This window comes from Stenotrophomonas sp. FW305-C-20-S1, assembly GCF_058783335.1.
Genome location: NZ_JBYTEK010000011.1, coordinates 101,056 through 121,536, shown reverse-complemented (window position 1 = coordinate 121,536; position 20,481 = coordinate 101,056). Strand labels below are relative to the sequence as shown.

At 67.0% G+C, this 20,481-nt stretch carries 14 protein-coding genes and 1 tRNA gene; 7 read left to right on the top strand and 8 right to left on the bottom strand.

Annotated elements, in window-relative coordinates:
- Positions 1-55: 55 nt before the first annotated feature.
- The 3 genes from AC3WTC_RS08385 to AC3WTC_RS08375 all read left to right on the top strand — a co-directional run bounded on the left by AC3WTC_RS08385 (position 56) and on the right by AC3WTC_RS08375 (position 7,403).
- Positions 56-3,259: a hybrid sensor histidine kinase/response regulator gene (locus AC3WTC_RS08385; RefSeq protein ID WP_492711276.1), complete on the top strand. Its 3,204-nt coding sequence runs from the start codon at positions 56-58 to the stop codon at positions 3,257-3,259.
- A complete protein-coding gene (locus AC3WTC_RS08380) occupies positions 3,256-3,897 on the top strand; it encodes a response regulator (RefSeq protein ID WP_025879152.1) in 642 nt (213 codons plus the stop codon). The genes AC3WTC_RS08385 and AC3WTC_RS08380 overlap by 4 nt, the downstream gene beginning before the upstream one ends.
- A gap of 263 nt (positions 3,898-4,160) precedes the next feature.
- Positions 4,161-7,403, top strand: a complete 3,243-nt coding sequence (locus tag AC3WTC_RS08375; RefSeq protein ID WP_492711275.1) for an autotransporter family protein — start codon at positions 4,161-4,163, stop codon at positions 7,401-7,403.
- A 542-nt stretch (positions 7,404-7,945) separates the two neighbouring features.
- On the opposite strand, the gene ychF is transcribed toward AC3WTC_RS08375, so the two are convergent.
- The 8 genes from ychF to AC3WTC_RS08335 form a co-directional block, all read right to left on the bottom strand.
- Positions 7,946-9,037 (bottom strand): redox-regulated ATPase YchF, encoded by a 1,092-nt coding sequence (ychF, locus tag AC3WTC_RS08370; protein ID WP_093818988.1) that lies wholly within the window; start codon positions 9,035-9,037, stop codon positions 7,946-7,948.
- 178 nt (positions 9,038-9,215) lie between these two features.
- Positions 9,216-9,794, bottom strand: a complete 579-nt coding sequence (pth, locus tag AC3WTC_RS08365) for an aminoacyl-tRNA hydrolase (protein ID WP_492711274.1) — start codon at positions 9,792-9,794, stop codon at positions 9,216-9,218.
- 50 nt (positions 9,795-9,844) lie between these two features.
- Entirely contained in the window at positions 9,845-10,462 is a 618-nt protein-coding gene (locus AC3WTC_RS08360) for a 50S ribosomal protein L25/general stress protein Ctc (protein ID WP_025879148.1), read from the bottom strand.
- A 106-nt stretch (positions 10,463-10,568) separates the two neighbouring features.
- Complete coding sequence (locus tag AC3WTC_RS08355) at positions 10,569-11,528, bottom strand: ribose-phosphate diphosphokinase (RefSeq protein WP_025879147.1); 960 nt, start codon at positions 11,526-11,528, stop codon at positions 10,569-10,571.
- A gap of 138 nt (positions 11,529-11,666) precedes the next feature.
- A tRNA-Gln gene (locus tag AC3WTC_RS08350) sits at positions 11,667-11,743 on the bottom strand.
- Positions 11,744-11,754: 11 nt separating this feature from the next.
- The gene (ispE, locus tag AC3WTC_RS08345; protein ID WP_492711273.1) at positions 11,755-12,624 is read right to left on the bottom strand and encodes a 4-(cytidine 5'-diphospho)-2-C-methyl-D-erythritol kinase; all 870 of its coding nucleotides are present in this window, start codon (positions 12,622-12,624) and stop codon (positions 11,755-11,757) included.
- Positions 12,621-13,280 (bottom strand): lipoprotein insertase outer membrane protein LolB, encoded by a 660-nt coding sequence (gene lolB / locus AC3WTC_RS08340; RefSeq protein WP_025879145.1) that lies wholly within the window; start codon positions 13,278-13,280, stop codon positions 12,621-12,623. The genes ispE and lolB overlap by 4 nt, the downstream gene beginning before the upstream one ends.
- On the bottom strand, positions 13,277-14,962 hold the full coding sequence (locus AC3WTC_RS08335; protein WP_025879144.1) for a tetratricopeptide repeat protein: 1,686 nt from the start codon (positions 14,960-14,962) through the stop codon (positions 13,277-13,279). Before AC3WTC_RS08335 ends, lolB begins: the two co-directional genes overlap by 4 nt.
- Before the next feature lie 63 nt (positions 14,963-15,025).
- Here AC3WTC_RS08335 and hemA point away from each other — a divergent pair, with 63 nt between their 5' ends.
- From hemA to ppk2, 4 genes are read left to right on the top strand one after another with little or no spacing between them, the layout of a single operon-like run.
- Positions 15,026-16,309 carry a glutamyl-tRNA reductase gene (hemA, locus tag AC3WTC_RS08330; RefSeq protein WP_025879143.1) on the top strand — a complete coding sequence of 428 codons (1,284 nt, stop codon included), beginning with the start codon at positions 15,026-15,028 and terminating at the stop codon, positions 16,307-16,309.
- The gene (gene prfA / locus AC3WTC_RS08325) at positions 16,287-17,369 is read left to right on the top strand and encodes a peptide chain release factor 1 (RefSeq protein ID WP_025879142.1); all 1,083 of its coding nucleotides are present in this window, start codon (positions 16,287-16,289) and stop codon (positions 17,367-17,369) included. Before hemA ends, prfA begins: the two co-directional genes overlap by 23 nt.
- 5 nt (positions 17,370-17,374) lie before the next feature.
- Complete coding sequence (locus tag AC3WTC_RS08320; protein WP_492711272.1) at positions 17,375-19,081, top strand: O-linked N-acetylglucosamine transferase, SPINDLY family protein; 1,707 nt, start codon at positions 17,375-17,377, stop codon at positions 19,079-19,081.
- A gap of 46 nt (positions 19,082-19,127) precedes the next feature.
- On the top strand, positions 19,128-19,910 hold the full coding sequence (gene ppk2, locus AC3WTC_RS08315) for a polyphosphate kinase 2 (protein WP_093818980.1): 783 nt from the start codon (positions 19,128-19,130) through the stop codon (positions 19,908-19,910).
- The last annotated feature ends 571 nt before the right edge of the window (positions 19,911-20,481 follow it).

Below are 20,481 nucleotides of genomic sequence, written 5' to 3'. Positions count from 1 at the left end.
CGTGCCCCGGGCCCTTCGGGCCGCCATCGACCGCCTACTGCTCCGAGACCTGCCCATGCCGGCCGAGGCCGCTCCCGTACGCCGACTCGCCCGCCGCTCCCTGCGCGTACATGCCCTGCTGATTGGCGTGGTGGTGCTGGCAACCCTGCAGGCCGGCCTGCTGCTGTCCACCGGCAGCCAGCTGTTCAACGAAGAACAGAGCAAGATCCGCTATCACTTCCGTCGCCTGGACGGCACGCTGCAGGAACAGGACCGCTTCCTGCGGCAATGGCGCCTGCATGACGTAGGCAGTCGCGGGCAGCCAGGGGACGAATCTGCCTCGCGTGCGCCGCCCAGCCCCTTGTTCGCCAGTTTCGCCCGGATCGGTGCCGACAGTGGCGCTTCTGCACAGGCAGCGGACGAACTGGGCGACCGCTTCCTGCGCTTCTACGGCGCCTTCTGGGCGGCCTCCCGGTTTCCGCCTCCGCAATGCCTGCTGGTCGATGGCCAGGGCCGCCGTGGCCTGCTTGCGCCGATCCAGACAACGCGTGGTGATCCGGGCCAGAGCAGCCCGCATCACCTGCATCCGGCACTGGCCGCCATCCACCAGGTCCTGCGCGAACGTCCAGCGCTGCGCCGCGGCAGCGTGGTCTGGACACCGGTGGCCTGGCGCGAAGGCCAGACCCGGCTGCTTGCCATCGCGCACGCGCCGCAGGATGCCCGCCTGTGGGGCGAGAACGAGGACGAGTCACTGGCCGCCGTGGCCTGCCTGCTGGATCCCGGCCGCGTCGATGACTACCGCCAGGTGATGGGTACGCCGGTGTTCGAACGGATGTCACTGTTCGATGGCAACGGCCGCCTGCTGCTCGGTGATGCCAGCGATGCCAGCCGCGCCGCTACGTCCTGGCGCGCGGGACTGGACGGCCTGCTGTTCCGCATGCGCAGCGAACACGGCTGGCTGGCGGTGTATCACGTGGGCTGGCAACAGGTGTTCCAGCACCCGCGCGGGCCCCTGCTGGGCAGCATGGTGGTGGCACTGCTGCTGGCCACCGGTGGCGTGCTGATCCTGCGTGCCTACCGGCGTTCGGTGATCGAACCACTGCGCCGCAACCATGCGCGGTTGCTGGAAAGCGAAGCCTTCAGCCGCACCATCCTCGACAACGCGCCGATCGGATTGTGCCTGCTGCGTCGCACCGATGGCCGCGTGCTGCTGGACAACGCGCTGGCGCGTCAGTGGTTGGGGGAAGACCACGACGAGGGTGGCTGGCACGGGCCCTGGCGACGCAGTGTGCTCGCCGCCGGCGGCACTGCCACGGGCGACGGCCTGGCCTACACCACGCCGGACAACCGCCACCTGCTGATCACCGCCACGCCCGCGCGCTATCGCGGCGAACCGGCTGTGCTGTGCCTGTTCATCGATCTCAGCAGCCAGCACGAGGCCGAGCAGGTGCTGCAGCAGGCACGGCGCGCGGCCGACCAGGCCAACCGCGCCAAAAGCCAGTTCCTGGCCACCATGAGCCATGAAATACGCACCCCGCTGTACGGCGTGCTCGGCACGCTGGAACTGCTTGGCCTGACCCCGCTGGATGCGCGCCAGCAGGACTACCTGGACACGATCCAGCGCTCGTCATCGACATTGATGCAGCTGATCAGCGACATCCTGGATGTCAGCAAGGCCGAGGCCGACCAGCTGAGCCTGGAACCCGGCGCGTTCGATCCGGTGCGGTTGACCGAGGACGCACTGGACTCCTACGCCGCAGCCGCCGCACACAAGGGCCTGCAGTTCTACGCCTGCATCGACCCGGACGTGCCGGCTGCGGTCAATGGTGATGCCGCGCGCATCCGCCAGATCCTCAACAACCTGATCAGCAATGCGCTGAAGTTCACCGACAGCGGTCGGGTCGTGGTACGCCTGGGTGCGCAGCACGTCGATGATCTCTGCTGGCTGCGCTGGCAGGTGGCCGATACCGGCATCGGCATCGCCAGCGAGCACCAGGCACATCTGTTCGAACCGTTCTTCCAGGCCAACCCGGGCACCGATGCCATGCGTGGCACCGGACTGGGCCTGGCGATCTGTGCACACCTGACCGCGATGATGGACGGCCACCTGCGGGTGGTCAGCGAAAGCGGCCTGGGCAGCAGTTTCTCGGTCGAACTGCCGCTGCCTGAGGCAATACCCGATCCGCTGCAGGCGGCTTCACCGCAGTTGCCGGCAGGGCTGCCAGTGCAGGTTCGCGGCAGCGTTCGCGAGTTTGCACAATCGATATGCGATCGGCTGCAGCAGCGTGGCGCACAGGCCAGCGTGCACCGCGAGGATGCGCCGGCGCTTGTCGACCCTGGCACGGTGATGCTCGACCTTGTGCTGGACGAGGGTGCGCCTGCGTGGAGTGGACCGCAGGTGGTGGCCTGCCGCGAAGGCGGAATGCAGCCGCAACAGGTGCAGGGACATTGGCAGGTCGGCGTGCATCGCCTGGATGCGATCGTGATGGCGCTGGCGGCTGCAGCCGGGCGAGCACTGCCCGCCGAGGTCAACGGGCGTCTGCCCGCGACACGCAGGTTCGGCGGGCTGCAGGTACTGGTCGCCGAAGACAACCCGATCAACCAGGCGATCCTGCGTGACCAGCTGGAGCAGCTCGGCTGCCACGCTGTGGTCGCCAGCGACGGCAATGAGGCCCTGCGCTATTGGCCGCAGCGTCCTTTTGCCCTGGTGTTGACCGACCTCAACATGCCGGGACTGGACGGTTACGGTCTGGCCCGTGCATTGCGCGCGCGTGGGGTTGGCGTACCGATCCATGGCGCAACCGCCAACGCCGACCCGGCCGAACGGCAACGCTGCCACGAGGCAGGGATGCAGGGGGTGCTGGTCAAGCCGATCACCCTGGCAGCACTGCAGCGCCTGCTGACCCAGGTTGCGGCCGGGCCGCACAGCGAACCCAGCGACGACGATGCCGATGCTCCGCTGCAGGTTCCGGAAAAGATGCAGGCGTTGTTCGTGCAGACCATGCAGGCCGACCTGGACAGCCTGCAGCGGGCGATCGGCGATGCCTCGCCCGAACGCGTGGCACAGGTGCTGCACCGCATCCGCGGCGCACTGGTGATCGTCGGCGCACCGGCACTGGTGGCGCACGGCCAGCAGATCGAACAGCAGATCAGCGACGGCGACACGCTGCCTGCCCTTGCCGGGGCGCTCGATCATTTCCAACGGCGCCTGCAACGGCTGCTGGGACCATTGACGCACGTCGCCGCCCCCTCACCTTCCCGCAACCCGACACTGCCATGACCACCCGCATCCTCATCGCTGACGACCACCCGATCGTGCTTGCCGGCATCCGCGATGTCCTGGCTGGCGAACTGGACCTGGACGTGGTCGGCGAGGCCGCCGATCCGGCGACCCTGATCGAGCTGATGACGAGCACCCAGCCCCATGCGGTGATCACCGATTACAGCATGCCCGGTGGTGACAGCTTCGGCGATGGCATCAAGCTGATCTCGTTCCTGCGCCGCAGCTTCCCGGACACGCATGTACTGGTATTGACGATGGTCTCCAACCCTTCGCTGGTGGCAGCAATGTATGCCGCTGGCGCGGGCGGCGTGGTGCTCAAGAGCCACGGTCTGGGCAGCCTGGTGCAGGCGCTGCGCACGGTGCTAGCCGACCGTATCTATCGCCCGCCCGGACTGATGCCGGTTGCCGCGGCGGAACCGGCCGATGCCGCGGTGGTGCTGGCACGCCTTTCTCCACGGGAACTGGAAGTGATCCGCCTGTTCACCGGCGGCATGAGCGTGGGCGACATCGCCCGCCAACTGCAGCGCAGCGCGAAGACGGTCAGCACCCAGAAGATCAGCGCGATGCGCAAACTGGGCGTGGACAGCGACCAGGCGCTGATCGAGTACTGCCTGCAGGCCTCGTTGTTCGCCTGAGGCGTCCACAACGCTGAACCGTGCCCGGCCCATGCGCTCGGGCACGAAGTGCTTTAGGAAACGCCTGATTCCATAGGACAGGGCTGATTTCTAGTCTGGATGCATCCCGCCACGGTGACGACGTCCCATCGTCATCGCGTTACCGGCGGGAGGGAAACCGGATGGCGCCTGCAGCGGCCATCGCACGCGGTTTTCACAGCGACGCGGCCCTGCCGCGCCAGATCGCGCAGCCGCGCTGCGCCCTGCCACAGGAATCCAACAGCATGAACGCCTCTCCCCCACGGCGCCGCCGTGCGCCCGCCTGCGCGCGCGTAGCGCGCCTTCCCCTGATTCCCAGCCTGCTGGCCAGCGCCTTGTGGGCCGCCCTGCCCGTGCATGCGGCCGAACTGCAGGGGCCGTTGAAGGTTACCGATGGTGGCAGCCTGCAGCTGGGCGCCGACGACACCCTGCAGCACAGTGCAGGCGGCTACGCGCTGGAGGCCAACGGTGTGGGCAGCACCATTACGGTCGATGGCAGCTGGATCTCGAGCACCGGCGGCGGCAGCGGCATCCTTGCCAGCGCCGGTGGCAGCGTCCTGCTCGAGGGCGGCATCCTGCAGGTCGGCAGCGGCAGCACCACCGTCGGCTATGCGCTGAACGCCAGCGGTGCGGGTAGCGTGATCCGCGCCAACAACCTGGTCATCAATGCCTTCCGCAATGGCTCCGGCTACGGCACGGTCAATGCCACCGGTGGCGGCAAGGTGTGGTTGAACGGTGGCCGTGTCAGCAGCGGCGGGCACGCGCTGTACTCCACTGGGCGTGGCAGCGAACTGCACGTGACCGGTACGGAGATCAACAACGGTGCCAACAGCGCGGTGTACGCCGAGGGAGGCGCACTGCTGTCGCTGGAATCGCTGAAGATGACCTTCGCCGAAGCCAGCAGCGGGTACAGCGGCCGTTTGTCCTCCGACGGCAGCGGCAGCGTGCTGTCGCTGCGCGACGTGGACGTGGTCAACGGCTACTTCGACATCGACAACGGTGGCACGCTGCAGATCGTGGGCGGCAGTGCCAGCAGCAGCGGCAGCAGCATCCGCCTGCTCGGCAACAGTGGCAACCGCGTGTACTCCACCGCTGATATCACCGGCGGCCGTTTCGAGACCGTCGGCGGCTACGGCGTCAACGTCAACAGCTGGGCCAAGCTGACCACCAACGGTGCCCACTTCACCGTGCGCGACGGCTATTCCGGCATCTGGCTGTCCGGCGCGGACTCGCTGGCCGACCTCACCGATACCAGGCTCAGCACCTATGGCGACAACGGCTACGGCCATGGCCTGGACGTCTGGGGTGGTACCGCCACGATCACCGGCGGCAGCATCGATACCCACGGCGATGGGGTCTACGGCCTGCGTGCCTCGGGCAGCAATCCGCCGACGCCCTACTCGCGCATCCGCGCCAAGAACCTGGAGATCACCACCCATGGCACCGGCGGTGGCGGCGTCTTCCTTGGCGGCAGCACGGCCGATGCGCAGCTGGACGGAGGCTCGATCACCACACTGGGTGCATCCTCGTTCGGCATCGTGCAGATGAACACGGCCAAGCTCACCGCCGACAACCTGAGCATCCATGCGCAGGGCACGAATTCGGGTGTCTATCGCTCCTACATCACCGTGTTCGGGCCGTATTGGGACCGCTTGGTGTTCAACAACAGCACCCTGCAGACCCAGGACGGCCCCGCGTTGTGGCTGCAGGGCAGCAACCACGAGCTCACGCTCAACAACACCGATGTCGTCGCGCGCCAGCAGGGCAACCTCGACGGTGGCCGCCTGCTGCGGGTGAGCGATACGGTGTTCACCGATGGAAGTTCAGTCGCCACCGCAGACATTCTGTTCACTGCCGACAACAGCCGCCTGACCGGGGATGTCGTGGTCGACAGCGCCACCGCCAACGTGCAGATGACGCTGCGCAACGGCACCGTGTTCAACGGCGCGCTGCGCAGCGACTCCGGCTACCAGGTCGCGCAGCTGGCGATGGACGGCAGCAGCCAATGGAACGTGCGTTCCAGTTCCAGCGTCGGCTCGCTGGACCATGCCGGCACCATCGCCTTCGTCGCCCCCACCACCGACGACTTCAAGACCCTGACCGTCACCGGCGACTATGTCGGCAACGATGGCCACTGGCTGTTCAACCGCGCGCTGGGCGACGATGCCTCGCTGGGTGACCATCTGGTGATCCAGGGCAACAGCAGTGGCACCGCCTCCGTCAGCGTGCGCAACGCAGGGGGCGCCGGTGCCCTGACCAGCGAAGGCATCCGCCTGATCAGCGTGGGCGGCCAGTCCGATGCGCAGTTCTCGCTGCAGGGACGCGCGGTGGCCGGCGCTTACGACTACTTCCTGTACAAGGGCGGCGTCTCCACGCCGGATGACGGCAACTGGTACCTGCGCTCGGAATACGTCCCGCCGGTCGAACCGCCCGATCCGCCGGAGCCGCCGGTTGATCCGCCGACTCCGCCGATCGATCCGCCTGCTCCGCCGATCGATCCGCCGGTAGTTCCGCCGGTCGATCCGCCACTGCCGCCGGCACCGCCGCGCGTGGAGCGACCGGAGCCGGCGGTATACATGGCCAACCAGAGCAGTGCGCTGGGCATGTTCCGGCACAGCCTGTACGACCGCAGCGGTGATCCTGCCGAGGCGACCGGTGGTGGCAGCGACGCCATTGCTTGGGCACAGGTGCGCAGCAGCGCGCCCGGCAGCCGCGGCCACCAGATGGATGTGGACAGCGAGCTCAACAGCGTGCTGCTGGGCATCGGTCGTCGCTTCGAAGCCAATGCCGGCGGCCAGCTGCAGGCAGGTGTGATGGCCGGCCATGGCCGGGCACGCAATGACAGTCGCTCGCAGGTGACCGGTTACACCGCGCACGGTGTGGTCAACGGCACCAGCCTGGGCCTGTATGCGACCTGGTTGCAGGACGCGCGGATGGAGCACGGTGCGTATGTGGACGGCTGGCTGCAGTACGGGCGTTTCCGCAACAGCGTGCAGGGCGAAGGGCTGCAGAAGGAGCACTATCGTTCGCACAGCTGGACCGGTTCGGCCGAGGCAGGCTACGTGCTGCCCGTGCAGCGCACGGCCCAGCGCGGTGTCTACCTGGAGCCACAGCTGCAGGTGATCCACAGCCGCTACGACGCCGACCGCGTGGTCGAGGCCAACGGCACGGTGGTTGAAGGGCGCGACAAGGACAGCACCACCACGCGTGTGGGACTGCGCCTGTACACGCGTTCGCTGACGCAGCGCCAGGGGCAGGTACAGCCGTTCGTCGCGGTGAACTGGTGGTCCGGTGGCAACGACGCGACCATCGCCGTGGACGGAGAACGCCTGCGCCGGCAGTTGCCGCGTGACATCTACGAAGCCAAGGCCGGCGTGCAGGTGAATCTGTCGGGCGGCTGGCGCGGCTGGGGTGAGATCAGCCACCAGACCGGCGGCATGGGCTTCCGCGATACCAGCGGCCAGCTGGGCGTCTCTTACCGCTGGTAAGCGCTGCGACGGGTGAGCCCAGCGAGGGGTCCGGCGATGCGTCGTCGGACCCCTTGTTGTTTTCCACACCACGCGTGGAAATCGATGGGGGTTGGATGTGGACAAGTGGCCATGAGCCACGCACGACAAGCTTTTTCAGCCCTGGTCATTTTTTATCCAACCAATCCACCGCGCCCGCAGGTGCATGTTTTCCACACAGCAGGTGGAAAGCGCTGCGGACTTGATGTGGACAACCCGGCTTGAACGTTATGCCGCAAGCGTTTCAGGGTGTGGCTGTTTTTTGTCCAGCAGCCTCAGCGGTTTTCCACACGCCACGTGGAAAGCCGTGGGGGTTTGGTGTGGACAAGTAGCTGCGAGCCCTGCACGGCAAGCGTTTCAAGGCGTGGTGAATTTCTGTCCAAGGCCACCGGCAGCACTGCGCTGGCGCTTCCGCAGCAGAAGCGCGCAGCGGCACTGCTCGTGCCCCCCTTCTGACAGGCGCCCGATACAACAAGACCCCGCATTGCGGGGTCCTGTGGACAATCACTGCGCTGCGTCGTCGATCAGACGTTGAAGCGGAAATGCAGGATGTCACCTTCCTGCACGCGGTATTCCTTGCCTTCCAGGCGCAGGCGACCGGCTTCCTTCGCACCGGCTTCGCCCTTGTACTTGATGAAGTCCTCATACGCGATGGTTTCAGCGCGGATGAAGCCCTTCTCGAAGTCGGTGTGGATGACCGCGGCAGCCTGCGGCGCGGTGGCGCCCTTGCGCACGGTCCACGCGCGGACTTCCTTTACACCGGCAGTGAAGTAGGTCTGCAGGCCGAGCAGGCTGTAAGCCGCGTTGATCACGCGGTTCAGGCCAGGCTCGGTCAGGCCAAGGTCGGCCAGGAAGGTATCGCGGTCTTCGTCATCCAGCTGCGACAGCTCTTCTTCGATCGCCGCAGACACCGGCACCACCTGCGCGCCTTCTTCGGCGGCACGGGCGCGCACGGCGTCCAGGTGCGGGTTGTTCTCGAAACCGTCTTCCAGCACGTTGGCGATGTACATCACCGGCTTCAGGGTCAGCAGGAACAGATCGCGCACCAGCGCCTTCTCTTCCTCGTCCAGGCCCGCCGAACGGCCGGCCTTGCCATCGGCCAGCGCGGCCTGCAGCTTGGCCAGCACCGGCTTGCGTGCCGCTGCGTCCTTGTCACCGCCCTTGGCCGCACGCTCGGCGCGGTTCAGTGCCTTCTCGACGCTGTCCAGGTCGGCCAGGGCCAGTTCGGTATCGATGGTGTCGATGTCCGAGATCGGGTCGACCTTGTTGTTGACGTGGATGACGTCAGCGTTCTCGAAGCAGCGCACCACATGGGTGATCGCATCCACTTCGCGGATGTGGGCCAGGAACTTGTTGCCCAGGCCTTCGCCACTGGCCGCACCGGCCACCAGGCCGGCGATGTCGACGAACTCCACCGCGGTCGGGATGACCTTCTGCGGGTTGATGATCGCCGCCAGCTCGTTCAGGCGCGGATCCGGCACCGGCACGATGCCGACGTTGGGCTCGATGGTGCAGAACGGGAAGTTCGCCGCGGCGATGCCCGCCTTGGTCAGTGCGTTGAACAGGGTCGACTTGCCGACGTTGGGCAGGCCGACGATGCCGCATTTGATACCCATGGGTGACAGCTCTCTGGGGTGAAAGTGATTGGTGAAACAGCGCACGCGCCGCTTGGCCAATCCATCTCGGTGTCGTCGATCAACATCTGTGCCAACCAAGGTTGGCACCTACCGGGGCCGGTTGGCACCTACCGGGGCCGGTTGGTACCCGTTGCCGGCCAGCGGCCGGCACTACCGGTTATTTCGGGGTGTGCAGCCGCTTCATCGCTTCGCTGAAATCGCCCTGCACCGCCAACGGCAGCACGTCGATCGCATCGTCGATGGCGCGGGAGATCAGTACTTCATCGTCCTTGGAGGGGCGTCCCAGCACCCAGCCCACCACGCGGTCCTTGTGGCCGGGATGGCCGATGCCCACGCGCAGGCGATGGAACCTGCCGTGGCCGAGCAACCGGATGGTGTCACGCAGGCCGTTCTGGCCACCGTGTCCACCGTCGAACTTCAAGCGCGCCACGCCGGGCGCCAGGTCCAGTTCGTCGTGGGCCAGCAGGGTGTCCTCCGGCTCGATCTTCCAGAACCGCTGTGCGGCGGTGACCGACTTGCCGCTGAGGTTCATGAAGGTGGCCGGCTTGAGCAGCCACACGGTCTGTCCGGCAATGTCGACCTTGGCGGTCTCGCCAAACAACTTGCTGTCCACGTTCCATCGTGCACCGGCTTTTTCAGCCAGGGCCTCAACGAAATGAAACCCGGCATTGTGCCGGGTCCGGGCGTGCTCCGATCTGGGGTTGCCCAGACCGACGATCAGTCGCAATCCTGCCATCGTTCCATCCAGATACGGCGCCTGCCCCGAAGGACAGGCGCCGCGGGGTATTACTCGGCCGCTGCTTCTTCAGCGTCGGCAGCATCCTGCTTGCCGTGCTTGGCAGTGACGATGGCGTCGTCGTGGTCCTTGCCCAGCGCCAGCGCCGGGATTTCCACGCCCTTCGGCAGCTTGATGTCCGACAGGTACACAACGTCGCCAGCCTTCAGTTCGCCCAGGTCGACTTCGATCGACTCCGGCAGGTCCTTCGGCAGGCAGCTGATGGCCACTTCCTTCAGTTCGTGGGCGACCACGACGTCGGCAGCCTTGCCAGCCGGCGAGGTGTCTTCGTTGATGAAGTGCAGCGGAACCGAAGCGGTCAGCTTCTCGTTCTCGTTCACGCGCAGGAAGTCCAGGTGCATGATCAGCTGCTTGTACGGATGGCGCTGCATGTCACGCAGCAGCACCTTCTGCACCTGGCCGTCCAGGTTCAGGTCCAGGATCGAGGCATAGAACCACTCGTTCTGCTGGGCCAGCCAGATTTCGTTGTGGTCCAGGCTGATGGCGACCGGTTCGGCGTTGCCGCCGTACACGATCGCCGGGATCACACCAGCGGTACGCAGGCGGCGGCTCGCACCCTTACGCTGCAGTTCACGCTTGGTGACCTTGATTTCATGGGTCTTCGACATTTTCGACTACTCGGTTGTTGCCTTGCCTTGCGGCTTGGCGGTTGAAGGCACTTCCGCGACCAGAAGCGCCCGGTGTGTCCCTGCCGTTGCCGGCGGGGACGAAAAATCAATCCACGTACAGCGAGCTGACCGACTCGCCGAAGGCGATGCGGCGCATCGTTTCGGCCAGCATTTCCGCCACGCTCAGCTGGCGGATCTTGCTGCACACCCGCGCGGCGTCCTTCAGCGGGATGGTGTCGGTCACCACCAGCTCATCAAGCTGGGAATTGGTGATGTTGTCCACCGCCGGGCCCGACAGCACCGCGTGGGTGCAGTAGGCGGCAACCTTCAGCGCACCGCGCGCCTTCAGGGCAGCAGCAGCGGCGCACAGGGTGCCGGCGGTGTCGACGATGTCATCGACCATCACGCAGGTCTTGCCTTCGACGTCACCGATGATGTTCATCACGGTGGAGACGTTGGCGCGCGGACGACGCTTGTCGATGATCGCCAGGTCGGCGTCATCCAGGCGCTTGGCCACTGCACGGGCGCGGACCACGCCGCCCACGTCCGGCGACACCACGATCAGGTTCTCGGTGCCGTAGGCGCGCCAGATGTCGGCCAGCAGCAGCGGAGAGGCATACACGTTGTCGACCGGAATATCGAAGAAGCCCTGGATCTGGTCGGCGTGCAGGTCGACGGTCAGCACGCGATCAGCGCCGGCGGTGCTGAACATCTTCGCCGCCAGCTTGGCGGTGATCGGCACGCGCGAGGAACGCATGCGGCGATCCTGGCGCGAGTAGCCGAAGTACGGCACCACGGCGGTCACGCTGGCCACCGATGCGCGCTTGAGCGCGTCGATCAGCACCAGCAGTTCCATCAGGTTTTCCGCGCTCGGCGCCGAGGTCGGCTGGATCACGAACACGTCCTGCTTGCGGACGTTCTCTTCGATTTCCACCTGCACTTCACCATCGGAGAAGTGCGAGACCAGCGCCTTGCCCGGGCGGACTCCCAGTTCCTTGCAGATGTTCTGCGCCAGACGTTTGTTGGCGTTGCCGGAAAAGACCAGCAGGTTCGGGGACTCTTGCATCATGATTGTCTCGGGCGGGGACGAGTGGCGGGGATCCGGTAGCGGCAAGGACCACGTCGGCCCCTGCTGCTGACAACACCGCGGCTGTTCCCACGTCCCGCGCAGGTGATGCGCTGGAAGGCGCGGACGCAGCCGCATTGGCAGGGGCGGGAGGATTCGAACCTCCGAATGCCAGGATCAAAACCTGGTGCCTTGGGCCTCTTGGCGACGCCCCTGCATTGATGAATCAGTGTTGCTCGAGTGCATCCAGCAGTGGCGAACGTGCAACGCCCGCAGCCACCCTTGCCCGCAACTCCTTCGACAACTTCGCTCGTCCCTGCTCGGCGGCAGCCTGCGAATCGAACTCGACGAAACAACCACTTCCCGAACCGGTCAGTCGTGCCGTGCCGATGTCGCTCAACGCAGCAAGCACCGCCTCGACGGCAGGCTCACGGCGGCGCAGCACCGGTTCGAACACGTTCCCGACCAGCAAGCCGGAAGCGAAGTCCTCTATTTTCGCCTGTGGACTGTCGCGCGTCAAATCCGGATCTGCGAACAGCAGCGGGGTCGGCACATGAACGCCCGGTTCGACCACCACATACCAGGCCTGCCGCAGGGTGATCGGCCGCAGCCGCTCGCCCACCCCCTCGGCCCAGGCGTTGTGGCCACGCACGAACACCGGCACATCGGCGCCGAGGCGCAAGCCCAGCGCCGCCAGCGTATTTTCGTCCAGCCCCGCGCCCCAGAGCCGGTTCAGCACCACCAGCACGGTGGCCGCATCGGACGAACCACCGCCGAAACCGCCGCCCGCAGGAACGTGCTTTTCGACGACGATATCGACACCTTTCTCGACATTCGCCACCTCTTTGAGCAACCGCGCTGCGCGAACCGCCAGATCATCCGCCTCCGCGACACCGGCCAGGCCATCGCCCTGCCGCCGCACCTGGCCGTCTTCACGCAGGTGCAGGCCGATCCGGTCGCCCCAGTCGAGCAGGCGGAACACGGTCTGCAGCTCGTGGTAGCCGTCGGCACGGCGGCCGGTGATATGCAGGAACAGGTTCAACTTGGCCGGGGCCGGCCACCAGGACCAGCCCGCGTCATCCACCCGCGCGTTCATGGCGCGCCCTGCCCCCACTGGTCGACCAGCAGGCGCACCTTGGCGTCACCATTGACCGCCTCGACCCTGCGCGGCAGGGCCGGACGCCCGGCTTCGGCCGGATACCAGTCCAGATACTGGATCACCCAGCCCATCTGCTGCATGCGCCGCGGACGGCCATCGGCATCACGCTCGATCTTTTCCGGCCCAGCGCTGTCGCCGGCGACCAGGCCGCGTACCCAGTCCGGCAGCTGGTTGACCGGGATGTCCCAGCCGGTGGCTTCCAGCAACAGGGCCTGCGCGTCTTCACCGTCTCGCGGACCACCGGCCAGTCCTTCCAGACGGCCGGCTTCATGATGGCTATCACCGCTCAACTTCCAGCTCTGGCGGGTGACCGGCGCGCTCAGTTCGACGACATAGCGTTGGCCTTCCTGTTTCCAGTCGATGCGGCCGCTGCCACCATCCTTGCCCTTGCTGACCGCCACCCGGCCCTGGAAATTCCACTCCGACGCCGATCGCAGCGCGTCCACGCGTGCGGCCTCGGCGGCGGTCGCTTCGGCGGAAACGGTGGTGACCACGGCCGGCGCCGGCGTTTTCTGCCGGCCAACGGTGGTACAGGCACTCAGGGCCAGGGTCACGGCCACCAGCAGCAACGGCCGGATCGTGGAAACGCTCATGGATTGAATTTCTCGCGGGCGCGCAGCAGCGCGCGGTTTTCAGGGTCGAGCCTGGCCGCTTCCTCGAAGAAGTGACGGGCTTCATCGTGCTTGCCCAGCACCCACAGCACCTCGCCTACGTGGGCGGCGATTTCCGGGTCCTTGGCCAGCGTCCAGGCGCGGCGCAGCTGTACCAGCGCGTCGGCGTTGCGCCCCAGCCGATACAGCACCCAGCCATAACTGTCGACGATGGCGGCGTTGTCCGGTTCGGCCACGCGCGCGCGGTCGATCAGTTCGAGCGCTTCCTGGTAACGGCCAGTACGGTCGGCCAGGGTATAGCCCAGTGCGTTCAATGCCGGCACGTTCTCCGGCTCGGTCACCAGGATCTTGCGCAGGTCGGCCTCGGCACGGGCGATGTCATCGCGGCGCTCCCAGGCCAGCGCACGGGCATACAACAGGCCGTTTTCGTCCGGATACGCGGCCAGGCCACGGGCCAGTGCGTCGATCTCGCCGGGAAGGTCGTCGGCGCGCTGGCGCAGCTCGGCTTCCAGCAGATACGCATCGCGCCGCACATCGTCATCCACGCTGGCATCGGACTGGATGGCATGCACTTCATCCAGCGCCAGCGACTGCCGGCCCGCCAGACCCTGCGCATTGGCCGCGCGCAGGCGCGCTTCATTCAGCTCATCGCCGCCAGGAACGCTGTGATACCAGTTGACCGCCTCCGGGTAGCGCTTGAGGTACTCGGCGATCTTGCCCAGCAACAGGCGCTGCGCCGGGTCCGGCTTGGCCGCCTGCCGAGACAGTTCGTTGTACAGATTGGACAGCGCGGCCTTGTCGCCCTGCTTGGCCAGCAGCGAAGCGCGCATGCCCCACGTCTGCACATCCTGGGGACCGACCGCCAGCACGCGCTCGGCCGCTGCCGGCTGGCCGAGGCTGTCATAGGCGATGGCCACCGCGTTGCGCAGATCCGGGTCCTGACGGGTCTTCGGCTCCACCCCATGCAGCAGCGACAGCGCCTGGTCGGTCTGGCCGGCCTGCTGCAGCTGGCTGGCGCGCAGCAACGCCACGCGTGGCTCCTCGGGGAAGCGCTTGACCACCTCATCGATCATGCGCCGTGCCAGCTCGGGCTTCTCCATGCGCAGCGCAAGGCGTCCAAACTCCTGCCAGGCCTCGATCTTCTGGGGAATGGCGTTGGCATCGACCAGCTCACCCAGTACCTGGGCCGGCACGGCCGGATCGCGGCCACCGCCGATCAAGGCGCCCAGGGCGAACTTCCAGCCCTCATCCCCCGGGTCCTGCAACAAGGCCTGAAGCTCGCTGCGCGCAGCCTTCACATCGCCCTGGCGCATCGCCAGCGCACCGGCTGCGCTGCGCATCGCCAATGAGCGCGGCGCACGCTGCTGCCACAGGGCCAGGCCCTTGGCCGCGGCGCCATCTTCGTTGGCCAACATGGCGATACGGGTCGCCCGCTCGGCCAGGCCGGCGTCGCCGTCGGTCTGCTGGGCCGCCTGCAGGTACCAGCGCGCGGCCTCGGCCAGCTTGCCGGCCTGCAGGGCGAACTCGCCGGCCAGCACCGGCTCCAGCGCCAGTTCCTCAGTCACCGCAGGCCGTGCAGGCGCCTTGGCGGGCACCGCCGCCAGGGCCTGCGCACAGGCCAGAGACAGCAGCAGAACACTGGGGATGCGAATCAATGCGGGCATCGTCGGCATCGGGGCCTTAAAATGTCGTCCAATGGCCAGCAGCTTATCGCAAGCAACTGAACAATGACCCTGTGGGTGCTCGGACTGAATCACCAGACCGCACCGGTGGAACTGCGCGAACGCGCAGCCTTCGCCGGTGACGCGTTGCCGCGCGCGCTCGGTTCGCTGCGCGATACCCCGCAGATCGCCGAGGCGGTGCTGCTGTCCACCTGCAACCGCACCGAGCTGTATGCCGTGGCCGAGTCCGCGCAGGCGCTGGACCAGTGGCTGCAGAGCCAGGCCGGCGACCTGCAGGGCTACCTGTACCAGCACGCCGATGCCGATGCGGTGCGCCACCTGTTCCGGGTGGCGACGGGGCTGGATTCAATGGTGCTGGGTGAGCCGCAGATCCTGGGCCAGGTGAAGGACGCCTGGTCGACCGCGCGCGACCACGGCCTGCTCGGCCAACGCCTGGACCGCCTGTTCCAGCAGACGTTCTCGGTGGCCAAGCGCGCGCGTACCGATACCCAGGTCGGTGCCAACCCGGTATCGGTGGCCTCGGCAGCGGTGCGCCTGGCGCAGAATGCATTTGCACGCCTTGACGATTCCACCGTGCTGCTGGTCGGCGCCGGCGAGACCATCGAACTGGCCGCACGCCACCTCAGCGAAGGCAAGGTGCGGCGGCTGCTGATCGCCAACCGCACCCTCGCCCATGCGCAGGAACTGGCCAGCCGGCACGGCGGTGTGGCGCTGCCGCTGACCGAACTGGAGCGCCACCTGGCCGAGGCCGATGTGGTGTTCTCGGCCACCGCTGCACGTGAACCGGTGATCCACCGTGCCGCGGTGGCCAATGCCCTGCGCGCACGCCGGCACAAACCGATGCTGCTGTTCGACCTGGCCGTGCCGCGCGACATCGAAGCCGACGTTGCCAGTCTCAACGATGCGTTCCTGTACACCGTGGACGACCTCGAGCGCGCGGTGGAAGACAACCGCCGCAGCCGCCGCGAGGCGGCCGCCGAAGCGGAAACGATCATCGACCTGCAGGTCTCGCGCTTCGTCGAAACCCTGCAGGCCAGTGCCCACCAGGCACCGCTGCGGCAACTGCGCGCCTTCGGCGAGGCCACCCGTGCCGAACTGCTGGAGCGCGCGCGCCAGCAGCTGGCCAACGGCAAGCCGGCCGACGAAGTGCTGGAACTGCTTGCCCATGGATTGACCAACCGCCTGCTGCACCCGCCGACCGCCGCCCTGCGCGCGGCCGCGCTCAGCGGCGACGCCGACCTGACCCGCGCCGCCGAGCGCCTGTTCCCGGCTGCGCCGGGTTACCACCACCCACCTGTGAGAACCGATGACGCCGACCCTGCGCCGTAAGTTGGAAGCGCTGGCCGAGCGCCGCGAAGAACTGGAACGTCTGCTCGCCGAACCGGAGGTGGTCGCCAACAACGCGCGCTTCCGCGATCTTTCGCGTGAGTTTTCCCAGCTCGAACCGATCGCCACCGCGCTGGCCGATGAAGTGCGTGCCAAGGCCGACCTGGCCGCGGCCGAAAGCATGCGCACCGATCCGGACCTGCGCGAACTGGCCGACGAGGAGATCGCCGCCGCCCAGGCCCGCCTGCAGGAACTGGAGCAGGAACTGGCGCTGCTGCTGGTGCCGCGCGACCCGCGCGATGAAGGCAACCTGTTCCTGGAAGTGCGCGCCGGCACCGGCGGCGACGAGGCGGCGATCTTCGCTGGCGACCTGTTCCGCATGTATGCCCGCTACGCCGAGCGACAGGGCTGGAAGGTCGAGATCGAATCGGACAACCCCGGCGAACATGGCGGCTACAAGGAAGTGGTGGCGCGCGTGGTCGGCCGGGGCGCGTTCTCGCGCCTGAAATTCGAATCGGGCACCCACCGCGTGCAGCGCGTGCCGGCCACCGAATCGCAGGGCCGCATCCACACCTCGGCGGCCACCGTGGCGATCATCCCGGAAGCCGACGAAGTCGATGAGATCGTCATCAACCCGGCGGACCTGAGGATTGATACCTACCGCTCCTCCGGCGCCGGTGGCCAGCACGTCAACAAGACCGAATCGGCGATCCGCATCACCCACGTGCCCAGCGGCGTGGTGGTGGAATGCCAGACCGAACGCAGCCAGCACGCCAACCGGGACAAGGCGATGAAACGCCTGAAGGCGCAGCTGCTCGATGCCGAGCGCCAGCGCCACGACGCAGCGCAAGCCGAATCTCGGCGCCTGCAGGTCGGCAGCGGCGACCGCAGCCAGCGCATCCGTACCTACAACTTCCCGCAGGGCCGGATCACCGACCACCGCGTGGAAGGGCTGACCCTGTACGACCTGCCCAACGTACTGGCCGGCGATCTCGATCCGCTGCTGCAGCGATTGAGCCACGAGCACCAGGTCGACGCCCTGGCCCAGCTTTCGGCGGGCTGACCAGCATGTCGGCCTGGCAGCAGCGGCAGCAACTGCAGCAGGCGATCACGCGCCAGCCCGGCGACTTCGTCGCCTGGGTGATGCTGGCCGACCTGGAACTGGAAGCCGGCGATATCGCGGCCGGTGAGCAGGCTGCGCGACGCGCGCTGCAGCTGCGGCCCAATCATCCTGAAGCGCTTGCCCGGCTCGGCCGGGTGGCATGGATGGCAGGAGCGCATGCCGATGCCGCTACGCTGCTGGGCCAGGCCTCGGCGCTGGCACCGGAGCACCCGGGCATCGCGTTGTGGCTGGGGCACGCGCTGGAAGATGCCAACGATGCCGAAGGTGCATCAGCGGCCTATCGCCGCGCACATGCACTGATGCCCGATGAGCCGTATATCGCCGCGCAGCGCCTCGCCTGGCAGCGTCGCCTGTGCGATTGGCAGGACGTGGATGCGCTGGCCGATCAGGTGCGCGGTGCACTGGTGTCCGGCCAGGGCGTAGTGGAACCCTTCGCGTTTCTCAGCGAAGACGCCAGCGCGGCCGAACAGCTGGCCTGCGCGCGTGCACGCGCCGCTGCGGTGGCGGCATCGGTGCGGCCGCTGCCGCCGGCGAAGCTGCGCGAACGAGGCCCACTTCGCGTGGGCTTGCTTTCCAACGGCTTCGGCGCCCATCCCACCGGATTGCTGACGGTGGCGCTGCTGGAGCAGATGAGCCGCGACCCGGCCCTGCAACTGCATCTGTTCGCGCTCAACGCGGACGATGGCAGCCGCATCCGCCAACGCCTGCAGGCCGCTACCCGGCTGCATGACGTGGTGGGATTGCGCCACGCCGATACGGCCGCGCGCATCCGTGCACAGGGCATCGACCTGCTGCTGGACCTGCGCGGCTGGGGCGGTGGCGGCACGCCGGAAGTGCTGGCGATGCGCCCTGCCCCGCTGCAGTTGAACTGGCTGGCCTACCCCGGCACCTCCGGTGCATCGTGGCTGGATGCAGTGATCGCTGACGACTTCGCGCTGCCGTCCTCGCTGGAACCGCACTACAGCGAACGCGTGCTGCGCCTGCCGCGCGCGTTCCAGCCCTCCGACAACACCCGCGTGCTGGAACCGGCGCCGGACCGTGCGGCGTGTGGGCTGCCCACGCAGGGCACGGTGTTCTGCTGCTTCAACAACAGTTACAAACTCAACCCGCGCAGCATGGGCCGTGCGTTCGCGGTGCTGCAGGCAGTACCTGGCAGCGTGCTGTGGCTGCTGTCCGGCCCCGGCCAGGCCGATGCAAGGCTGCGTTCCGCCGCCAAGGCTGCAGGACTGGATCCGGCGCGCCTGGTGTTCATGGCCAAGCTGCCGCATCCGCAGTATCTGGCCCGCTATCAGCTGGCCGACCTGTTCCTGGACACCAACCCGTACAACGCGCACACCACCGCATCGGATGCACTGTGGGCCGGCTGCCCGGTGCTGACCTGCCCCGGCGCTACCTTCGCCGCGCGCGTGGCCGGCAGCCTCAACCATCATCTGGGGCTGGAGCACATGAACGTCGCCGACGATGCGGCCTTCGTCGCCACCGCCAGCGCACTCGGCAACGACCCGGCCGCGCTGGCTGCCCTGCGTGCCGAACTGGCGCAGGCACGCGAGCGCAGCGGCCTGTTCGACATGACGGCCTTCGCGCGCGATCTGTCCTCACTGCTTCAGCAGCTGGCCCGCGAACAGGGCTGGCAGGGCCTCGACACGCCCTGACATCGCCCTGCGCTACGCTCGAGCTTCCCTCCCGCGTGGCATGACGATGGCCAAGCTCAAGCGCAAGGAATACGACGAACTGCTGCAGCCGCTGCAGCTGGAACTGACGGCGATGGCACGCTGGGTGCAGCACAGCGGGCAACGCCTGCTGGTGCTGTTCGAAGGACGCGATACCGCCGGCAAGGGCGGTGCGATCCAGGCCATCAGCCAGCACCTCAACCCACGCCAATGCAGGGTGGTGGCGTTGCCCAAGCCCACCGACCGCGAAGCCACGCAATGGTATTTCCAGCGCTACGCCACGCATCTGCCGGCCGCCGGCGAGATCGTGCTGATGGACCGCAGCTGGTACAACCGCGCGGGCGTGGAACGGGTGATGGGCTACTGCAGCGAGACCGAGTACCAGCAGTTCCTGCATCAGGCACCGGTGTTCGAACAACTGCTGGTGGATGACGGCATCCTGCTGTTCAAGTACTGGCTGTGCGTGGACCAGGAGCAGCAGGAGAAGCGTTTCGCCGAACGCCATCTTGATCCGTTGAAGGGGTGGAAGCTGTCGCCGGTGGATCTGAAGTCGCGCAGCAAGTACAGCGCGTACACCGAAGCGCGCGAGGCGATGCTGCGCGCGACCCATCGCGACGGTGCGCCGTGGACGCTGGTGGATTTCAACGACCAGCGGCTGGGTCGCCTGACTCTGGTCCGCAATCTGCTGGACCGGCTGCCGGACACACGGGTGGATGTGCCCTTGCCGGAGCTGCCGAAACTGAAGGGCAAGCTGCATCGCGAGCACTACGACGTGCTGAAGCCGATCGAGGATTTTCCGGTCGAAGAATAGGGTGGGTCGGCAGGGCTGCGCCCTGCACCTGCTGCTTTCAGGCAACAGCCAAAGCAACAGCAAAAGCGGCATTGCGTGGGATGGCGGGGCGGTGTCGGACTGCGGGGACGCCGCAAGTACGTCCTTGTAGGCTTGGCAGCCGCATCCATGCGGCTGACACCCCGCAATCCGACACCGCCCCACCTTCGACAGATTTCCGGTGGCTGATGGATTCACGCCATGCGTGAATGTATGTCCATCGAAATCGAATATTTCGACAATTGAACGAAGAGCATCCACGCATGGCGTGGATCTACGTGTCGACCAAGTTCGACACCCACCAAGAGCAGGCCATGTAATTCCCGCAGCTTGCGGAGAATTGTCGAAGGCGCGGTGGGTCCGGTTGCGGGGGCGTGAGCCGCATGGATGCGGCGACCGAGCCTACAGGGACGTATTTACGGCGTCCCCCGCAACCGGACCCACCCCGCCTCCCCACAGGAAACCTGCTTCTGCTGTTGCTTCGGCTGTTGCTGTTGCTGTTGCTGTTGCTGTCGAGGTTGCCGGCCAGCGGCCGGCACTACCGCTTCGGTGG